The organism is Streptomyces sp. NPDC059452 (assembly GCF_042750035.1).
Taxonomy (GTDB): domain Bacteria; phylum Actinomycetota; class Actinomycetes; order Streptomycetales; family Streptomycetaceae; genus Streptomyces.
In genome coordinates this window covers 19,138-27,553 of sequence record NZ_JBHYVE010000054.1, presented here as the reverse complement: position 1 = coordinate 27,553, position 8,416 = coordinate 19,138, and the positions used below count along the sequence as shown (strand labels likewise).

Genomic DNA, 8,416 nt, shown 5'->3' with positions numbered 1-8,416 from the left:
CTACGAGACCATTCCGGCGCCTTGCGATCGCACGCACCATGCGCCGCGCGGCCGCCCTTCGGGCGACGACGGCAGTTTGACGACAGGCCCTAGGAACGGCCGGACCGGCTCCGCGCGGCCCGTCGCGCTCCACGCGGATGCCGCGCCGGGCACCGCCGCGCGGGAACGCCCGGACGGACGGATGGGCGGGGGGAGGGGAACGGCAGCGTCACGCCGTCCGATAGATTCTCCGGTCATGTGGGCTTTGAGCGCTGTCGGACACCGTCGGCTGGGTGCGGCAGGGGCCCTGGCGGCCGCCGTGGGTGGCTGGATCTCCGGAAAGCTGCCGGCCCACGACCCCTGGGGCCTCTGGATCGACCACGGCCTCACCGTGCGGACGGCCGCCGCCGTCCTCGCCTACATCGGGCTGACCGTCCTCGTCGTCGCCTGGTGGCAGTACGGCAGAACCGCGTCCTCGGTACGCGAAACGCTGGTCACCCTCGCCTGGTGGACGGCGCCGTTCCTGCTGGTGCCCCCGCTCTACAGCGCCGACGTCTACAGCTACATAGCCCAGGGCGCGATGGTCGTCGAGGGCCTCGACGTCTACAGCGTCGGCCCCTCCAGCCTGGATCCCGCCGGAATCGGCGGCGACGCGGCGGCGAGCGTCGGCAACCACTGGCGCGACACCCCGGCCCCGTACGGCCCTCTCTTCCTCCTGCTGTCCGCCGCCGTGGCCAAGGTGACCGGCGGCACGATCGTTCCCGCCGTCCTGGCGATGCGGCTCATCGCGCTGGCCTCGCTCGTCCTCATCGTCTGGGCCCTGCGGCGGCTGGCCCGTGAGCACGGCCGCAGCGAGAGCCGCGCCCTGTGGCTGGGGGCGCTCAACCCGCTCCTGCTGATGCACGTCGTCGCGGGTATGCACAACGACGGTCTGATGATCGGCCTGATGCTGGCCGGACTGGCCCTCGCGCTGCGCGGCAGATGGGTGGCGGGCAGCGCCCTCGTCGGACTCGCGATGATGGTCAAGTCCCCGGCCGCCGTATCGCTGCTCTTCATCGGCGTCACCGTGCACGCGTCGGCGACCGGCCCGCAGCTCCGCCGATGGGCCAAGGGACTCATCGCGCCCGGCCTCGTCGCGTGCGCGGTCGCCGGTTCGGCCACGCTGGTCAGCGGCACCGGCTTCGGCTGGCTCCGGACCCAGGGCGTCGCGGGCAACATCCACACCGCGCTCTCCGTCGTCAGCGACCTCGGCCTGGGCCTGGGCGAACTGGGCCGCCTCCTCCTGGGCACCGACCCCGAACCGGTCAAGTCCGCCGTGCAGACCCTCGGCCTGGCGGCGGCGGTCGTCCTGATCCTCCTCCTGGCCCGGAAGGCGATGAACGGCCACCTGCCCCCGGTCCACGCCCTGGGCCTCGCCCTGCTCGCTCTGGTCGCCCTCTCGCCCATGGTCCAGCCCTGGTACCTCCTGTGGGGGCTGGTCGTCGTGGCCGCCACCCAGCAGCAGGGCCGGGTCACCACGGTCCTCGTCGTGCTGTCGGCGGCGCTCGTGTACGAGACCCACCCCACGGGCTCCACCCCGCCCTTCGGGTTCGCCCTCGCCGCGGTCGCAGCCGTCGTCGCCACCCTCGTTGTCCGCCGGAACCCGCTCCGCGCGGAAGCCGCCGAACTGCCCGGACCGCGCGCCACCGGACCCGCGCCCGCCCCGCGTCCCGCCGAGGCACCGCAGGGCACCGCGTAGACAGCCGCAGGACACCGCGTAAATATCCGCTCGACGCCCCGCGCAGGGCTCCGCTACGCTGATCACGTCCTGTTGTCTCCGATAGAGGTGGACGTTGCGCATCTGAGGTCCGCGATCATCACGCGGTACGGCCCGCCCGTACACCGGTCACGACGCTGTCGGCACATCTGCCGCCCGTGATCCCCGCGTGGATGCGACCTCGGTGCTGAGCCGTCCCCGCTTTTCCGCAGGACCGCTCACCCCCACCCTCCCCGGTCTCTCCGGCCCGGTCGCCGCGTGCTGCTCGCACACGAAGCCCCCTTCCCCGTGCCTGAGACTGCGAGTAACCCCTATGAGCCATCCCACCGCGCCCAGCGCCTCCGTCGCCTGTTCCGGCCTGACCTTCCGGTGGCCCGACGGCACCACCGTCTTCGACGGACTCTCCCTCACCGTTCCCCGGGGCCGTACCGGACTGGTCGGCACCAACGGCACCGGCAAGTCCACCCTGCTCCGCCTGCTCGCCGGAGGGCTGCACCCCTCCCAGGGCTCCGTCACGGTCGGCGGCAGCCTCGCCTACCTGCCCCAGGACGTCACCCTCGACACGGACCTCAGGGTCGACGCGGCCCTCGGCATCGCCGGGCAGCGCGCCGCCCTGCGCGCCATCGAGTCGGGGGATGTGCGGGAGGAGCACTTCGAGACCGTCGGCGACGACTGGGACGTCGAGGAACGCGCCCTGGCCACCCTCGGCTCACTCGGACTGGGCTCCGTCGGCCTGGACCGCACGGTCGGCCGGCTGTCCGGCGGCGAGACCGTCCTGCTCCGCCTGGCCGCCCTGCTGCTGGAGCGCCCGGACGTCCTCCTCCTCGACGAACCGACCAACAACCTGGACCTGTTCGCCCGCCGCCGGCTCTACGAGGCCGTCGACTCCTGGCGTACGGGCGTCCTCGTCGTCGTCAGCCACGACCAGGACCTCCTGGAACGGGTCGACCGCATCGCCGAACTGCGCTCGGGCTCCGTGAGCTGGTACGGCGGCGGCTGGTCCGACTACCAGGAGGCCCTCGCCACCCAGCAGGAGGCGGCCGGACGGATGCTGCGCTCCGCCGAGGCCGACGTACGGCGCCAGCAGCGCGAACTGGAGGAGACCCGGATCAAGGTGGCCCGCCGTCAGCGCCACGACAAGAAGCTGGACGCCCAGCGCAAGGCCCCGCGCATCGTCGCGGGAGCACGCAAGCGCTCCGCCCAGGAGTCCGGCGACCGGCTGCGGGGGCTGCACGAGGACCGGCTCGACGAAGCCCGCGAGCGGCGGGAGGAGGCGGCCGAGGCGATCCGCCGGGACGCCGAGATCCGGGTGAGCCTGCCCCACACCGCCGTGCCCACCGGCCGCACGGTGCTCACCCTGCACGAGCTGAGCCTGCCGTACGGGAGGCTGCGCGAGGGCAGCCTCCATGTGCACGGCCCGGAGCGCATCGCCCTGGTCGGCCGCAACGGGGCGGGCAAGACCACCCTGCTGCGCACGCTCACCGGCGAGCTGGAGCCGCTGTCGGGCGATGCCACCGTCTCCGTACCACTGCGGTTCCTGCCGCAGCGCCTGGACGTGCTCGACGACACGCTGACCATCGCCGAGAACGTGGCCCGCACGGCCCCCGGCACCACCGACAACCAGATCCGCTCCCAGCTCGCACGGTTCCTCTTCAAGGGAGCGCGCGCGGAACAGCCGGCGGGCACCCTCTCGGGCGGGGAACGGTTCCGCGCCGCCCTCGCGGCAACCATGCTCGCCGCCCCCGCCCCCCAGCTGCTGATGCTCGACGAGCCGACCAACAACCTGGACGTGGCCAGCGTGCGGCAGCTGACCAGCGCCCTGTCGTCCTACGAGGGAGCGCTCCTCGTCGCCAGCCACGACCTGGCCTTCCTGGACTCGATCGGCATCACCCGCTGGATCCTGCTCTCGGACGGACTCCACGAGACGAGCGCCGAGGAGGTCCGCGAGCTGCTCGGGGGAGCCGGGGCCGACTGATCCGGTCGTCCGACTGATCCAGCCGTTCGACTGATCCGGCCGTCCGGCGAAGGCAGCGGGTTCCCGGGGCGCGGGGCGGTGCGGGGGAGGGCGCGGTACGGGGGCGCCCTCAGGCCGCTTCGTAGCGGTGGGCCCGCCCACCGCGCCATTCCACCCAGACCGGGTTGTCGAGTATCCGGTCGGGTTCCTCCAGGCCCGCCTCGCTCAGGAACACGATGACGTCGTGATCGCTGTGGGCCAGCCCGAGTATCTCGTCCCGGCCTTCGTAGTGCACGGTCACCCGGCGGCCGCCCGAGGGGGTCGGCCGGTGGATGACGATCGGGGGATTAGCCATGGCTCCACCCTGCGACGGGCCCGCCGCACCCGCATCCCCGCGAACCGCCCTGCGCAGCCCGTGCCCCGTGGGCGGCCGCCCACGGGGCTCATCGTGCCGTCGCCGTCAGTTCCACCGTTGTTGTGACGCGGACCAGCGACGGCGTACGCGGCGCGGAACCGAAGCCGAAGTCCACCGGCGGTTCGAGCGGGGCGAGCGCACCGAGGTCCGTCCCGTCCAGCACCGCACGCGCCTCCCGGACGGGCCACAGCCCCCGTGCCCCGTACCATTCGCGCCGTCCCGACCCCGCGCTGCCCAGGGTGCGTACGCCGGGCATCAGCCGGGCCGGTACGTCGCAGAGCGCCGCCCAGGTGCGGCTCCGGGCGAGCGGGGCGGGCACGGCGGACAGGACCAGGCCCAAGGCGGACCTCCGCCCGGTCCGCAGCCACAGCTCCAGCCCGCCCGCCGCCACACGCCACTCGGCCCCGGAGACGGCACCGGAGACGGTCACGGCGACGGGAACGACGTCGATCCGTTCGAAGTGGTACGTGGCGGAGACGAACTCCGCGACCCGCCGCGAGGGAGCCAGCAGGACCCGCTCACCGTCGGGACGCTGGACCATCACATCGCTGAACGCACCGAACGGCGACCGGGGCCAGTGCCCCACCACCAGCCGGGTCCCCGAGGCGGTGCCCACCCCGGCGATCCAGCCGTCGAACCGGAGCCGCTCGCCCGCCACGGCCGCCTACTCGAAGCGCGACGGGTCGCCGGCGCCCCGGCGTACGATCTCCGGCTCGTCACCGGAGAAGTCGATGACCGTGGTGGGCGAGGTACCGCAGTCACCCGAGTCGATCACGGCGTCCACCTCGTGGTCGAGCCGTTCCTTGATCTCCCAGCCCTGCGTCAGCGGCTCCTCCTCGTCCGGCAGGAGAAGGGTGCTGGAGAGCAGCGGCTCGCCGAGCTCGGTCACCAGCGCCTGGGTGACGGCATGGTCGGGGATCCGTACCCCGACCGTCTTCTTCTTCGGGTGCAGGAGCTGGCGGGGCACCTCCTTCGTCGCCGGGAGGATGAAGGTGTAGCTGCCGGGCGTGGCCGCCTTGACCGCCCGGAACACGTCGTTGTCGACGCGCACGAACTGCGCGAGCTGCGCGAAGTCGTGGCACACCAGCGTGAAGTGGTGGCGGTCGTCGAGGTTGCGGATCGACCGGATACGGGCGATGCCGTCGCGGTTGCCCAGTTGACAGCCCAGCGCGTAACAGGAGTCGGTCGGATACGCGACGAGCGCACCGGAACGGATGCTGTCGACCACCGTGCTGATGGTGCGCGGCTGGGGATTCTCGGGGTGCACGTCGAAGTACTTGGCCATCCGCCGAGCTTACGTGCTCCGGGTCGGCCCGTCCGGCCGACGGGGGCGACGACGAGAAGGCGGTCCGGCACGGGCCGGACCGCCTTCCCGCTCACCTTCGTACGACTTTCATGGGGGTCAGACCGTGGCCGGGCCCACCAGCTCCTCCAGGACGTCCTCCATCGTCACGAAGCCGATGACCGTCCCCTTGTCCCCGGCGACGGCGGCGAGGTGCGTACCGGCGGCGCGCATCGCCGTGAGGGTGTCGTCGAGCGGGGTGTCGATCTCGACCCGGATGACCGGGTGGATCGTGCTCGTGGGCAGCGGTTTGGTGCGCTCCGCGACCCCCAGGGCGTCCTTGATGTGCAGGTACCCCAGCACTCCGTCGTCCGGCCCGGTCACCGGCAGCCGGGAGAAGCCCGAGGCGACCGCCGCCCGCTCCAGCTGCTGCGCGGTGATGCCGAGGTCGACGGTGACGGTCCGGTTCAGCGGGACCATCACCTCGCCGACCGGCCGGGTGCCCAGCTCCAGGGCGTCCCGCAGCCGCTCGCCGTCGGCCGGGGCGAGCAGACCGGCATCACTGGAGTCCTTCACCAGCCGGACCAGCTCGTCGTCGGTGAAGACCGAGGAGACCTCGTCCTTCGGGTCGACCTTCAGCAGCCGCAGCAGCATGTTGGCGAACGCGTTGATACCGAAGATGACCGGTCGCAGCGCCCGGGTCAGGCCGACCAGGGCCGGACCCAGCGCCAGGGCCGTCGCCGTGGGCGCGGCGAGCGCGATGTTCTTCGGGATCATCTCGCCGATGAGCATGTGGAGATAGGTCGCCAGGGTCAGCGCGATGATGAAGGCGATCGGGTGGACCAGCGGGCCGGGCACCCCGATCGCGTCGAACGGCGGCTCCAGCAGGTGCGCGATGGCCGGCTCGGCGACGGCACCCAGCACCAGGGAGGAGATGGTGATGCCGAGCTGGGCCGTGGCCATGGCGGCCGACAGGTTCTCCAGGCCCCACAGCGTGCTCTTGGCCCGCCTGCTGCCCTGTATGGCCTGCGGTTCGATCTGACTGCGGCGTACGGAGATCAGGGCGAACTCCGCGCCGACGAAGAACGCGTTCGTGAGGAGCGTGAGCGCGCCGATGAGAAGCTGAACGGTGGTCATCGGGCGTCCTCCTCCACGAGGCTCAGGGCCGGTGCGGGCGCCGTGACGCGCACCCGGTCGGCACGGTGGTGCTCGATGTCGAGCACGTCGAACTGCCAGCCGTCGACCTCCACCCGGTCCGTGCGGACGGGGATGCGGGCCAGCTGGTTGGCGAGGAGACCGGCGAGCGTCTCGTACGGGCCTTCCGGCGCGGAGAAGCCGATCCGGTCGAGCTGGTCCAGCCGGATGCTGCCCTCGGCCTCCCAGACCTGGCGGCCGTCGCCGAGCGGCTCGGCCGGTGCCAGGTCGGGGCGCTCGTGCGGGTCGTGCTCGTCGCGGACCTCTCCGACGACCTCCTCGACGATGTCCTCGACGGTGGCGACCCCCGCCGTGCCCCCGTATTCGTCGATGACGACCGCCATGGTCCGGTGCCGGCGCATCTGCGCGAGCAGCCGGTCCACGGGCAGCGAATCGGGTACGAGGAGGGGCTCGGTGGCCAGAGCGGTGACCGGGGTCCGGGCGCGCTCGGACTCGTCCAGGGCCAGGACGTCGCGGATGTGGACCGTACCGATGACCTGGTCCAGGCTGTCGCGGTAGACCGGGAAGCGGGACAGGCCGGTGGCCAGCGTGAGGTTGGCGGCGTCGGCCGCGGTGGCGTGGGCCTCCAGGGCCCGTACGTCCACCCGGGGCGTCATCACGTTCTCGGCGGACAGCTCGGCCAGGTGCAGGGTGCGGACGAAGAGCTCCGCCGAGTCCTGCTCGATGGCGCCCTGACGGGCCGAGTGCTGGGCGAGAGCGATCAGCTCCTGCGGCGTACGGGCCGAAGCGAGCTCCTCGGCCGGCTCCAGGCCCAGTCGGCGCACGGCGCGGTTGGCGGTGTTGTTCAGGTGGCGGATCAACGGGGCGAAGCAGGCCGTGAAGGCGCGCTGCGGGCCGGAGACCACCTTGGCGACGGCGAGCGGGCTGGAGATCGCCCAGTTCTTCGGGACGAGCTCACCGATCACCATGAGGACGACGGTGGACAGCGCCACACCGAGCAGGGTGGCGACCGTGGACACGGCGCCCGTCGGCAGTCCGGCCGACTCCAGGGGGCCGCGCAGGAGGACGGCGATGGACGGCTCGGCGAGCATGCCGATGACCAGGGAGGTCACGGTGATGCCGAGCTGGGCGCCGGACAGCTGGAACGTCAGCCGCTTGGCGGCCTTGAGGGCGCTCTCGGCGCCGCGCTCACCAGCCTGCGCGGCCCGTTCGAGCTCGCCGCGCTCGATGGTGGTCAGCGAGAACTCGGCCGCGACGAACACCGCGCACGCCAGAGTCAGACCGAGGGCGAGAAGGAGCAGGAGTACTTCGCTCACCGTGTCACCTCCGTCCCCTGGTGTGCCGGGGCAGGGATGACACGGTTCGTACTGGGAGGCTCACCCATTGCGGTACCGCAGCTCCTTCTCTGTTCGGGTCGTCGGGCTCGACGTTGAGGGGCGGGGAAAACCCGCCCCGTTGATAGTAAAGGGACCGCAAAGCAATGGGGAGTGGTGCGCATCACAGCGCGTGTCAGCCGGGCGGGGCTCTGAACAGGTGCCTTCCATCCTGACAACTGATTCGGAGTGGCCTGACGAACCGATCGGAGTGGCCGGAACTACACACCTGCGGCCCGGCTCCGGGAACCGCTTCGCCTCCCCGGGCAGTTTGCCGGGCGAGATGGAGTCGAGACGGAGCACGGACGACGGGAGGCGCCGGTGGAGAGCACCGGACCGGGCGGCACCTACGGCATGCACGCCTTCGCGTGTCACGCCCGGGCGATATCCGGCGGACGCGTTCGCCGAACGTGATTCACGCCGGCAGGCGAGGGCCGTACCTGCCGGGAGATGAGGGTGATCCCTGCCGGAAGGTGATGGATTCCGGTCAATGTGGACCGGG

At 72.1% G+C, this 8,416-nt stretch carries 7 protein-coding genes; 2 read left to right on the top strand and 5 right to left on the bottom strand.

Translation table 11 applies throughout. The features are described 5' to 3' along the window. The first annotated feature begins 76 nt into the window (after positions 1-76). Both mptB and ACFW9Z_RS35775 read left to right on the top strand, forming a co-directional pair. A complete protein-coding gene (gene mptB / locus ACFW9Z_RS35780) occupies positions 77-1,717 on the top strand; it encodes a polyprenol phosphomannose-dependent alpha 1,6 mannosyltransferase MptB (protein ID WP_384647840.1) in 1,641 nt (546 codons plus the stop codon). 331 nt (positions 1,718-2,048) lie between these two features. Next, a complete protein-coding gene (locus ACFW9Z_RS35775; RefSeq protein ID WP_384647838.1) occupies positions 2,049-3,710 on the top strand; it encodes an ABC-F family ATP-binding cassette domain-containing protein in 1,662 nt (553 codons plus the stop codon). Between the two features lie 109 nt (positions 3,711-3,819). Here ACFW9Z_RS35775 and ACFW9Z_RS35770 read toward each other — a convergent pair whose 3' ends face one another. The 5 genes from ACFW9Z_RS35770 to ACFW9Z_RS35750 all read right to left on the bottom strand — a co-directional run bounded on the left by ACFW9Z_RS35770 (position 3,820) and on the right by ACFW9Z_RS35750 (position 7,857). After that, a complete protein-coding gene (locus ACFW9Z_RS35770; RefSeq protein ID WP_015606418.1) occupies positions 3,820-4,044 on the bottom strand; it encodes a hypothetical protein in 225 nt (74 codons plus the stop codon). 88 nt (positions 4,045-4,132) lie between these two features. Beyond that, positions 4,133-4,762, bottom strand: coding sequence for a hypothetical protein (locus ACFW9Z_RS35765; protein WP_384647835.1), 630 nt, complete (start codon positions 4,760-4,762; stop codon positions 4,133-4,135). Between the two features lie 6 nt (positions 4,763-4,768). Further along, the gene (locus ACFW9Z_RS35760; RefSeq protein ID WP_384647833.1) at positions 4,769-5,389 is read right to left on the bottom strand and encodes an L-threonylcarbamoyladenylate synthase; all 621 of its coding nucleotides are present in this window, start codon (positions 5,387-5,389) and stop codon (positions 4,769-4,771) included. A 117-nt stretch (positions 5,390-5,506) separates the two neighbouring features. Further along, the gene (locus tag ACFW9Z_RS35755) at positions 5,507-6,523 is read right to left on the bottom strand and encodes a hemolysin family protein (RefSeq protein ID WP_384647831.1); all 1,017 of its coding nucleotides are present in this window, start codon (positions 6,521-6,523) and stop codon (positions 5,507-5,509) included. Beyond that, positions 6,520-7,857: a hemolysin family protein gene (locus ACFW9Z_RS35750; RefSeq protein WP_384647829.1), complete on the bottom strand. Its 1,338-nt coding sequence runs from the start codon at positions 7,855-7,857 to the stop codon at positions 6,520-6,522. The genes ACFW9Z_RS35755 and ACFW9Z_RS35750 overlap by 4 nt, the downstream gene beginning before the upstream one ends. Between the last annotated feature and the right edge of the window lie 559 nt (positions 7,858-8,416).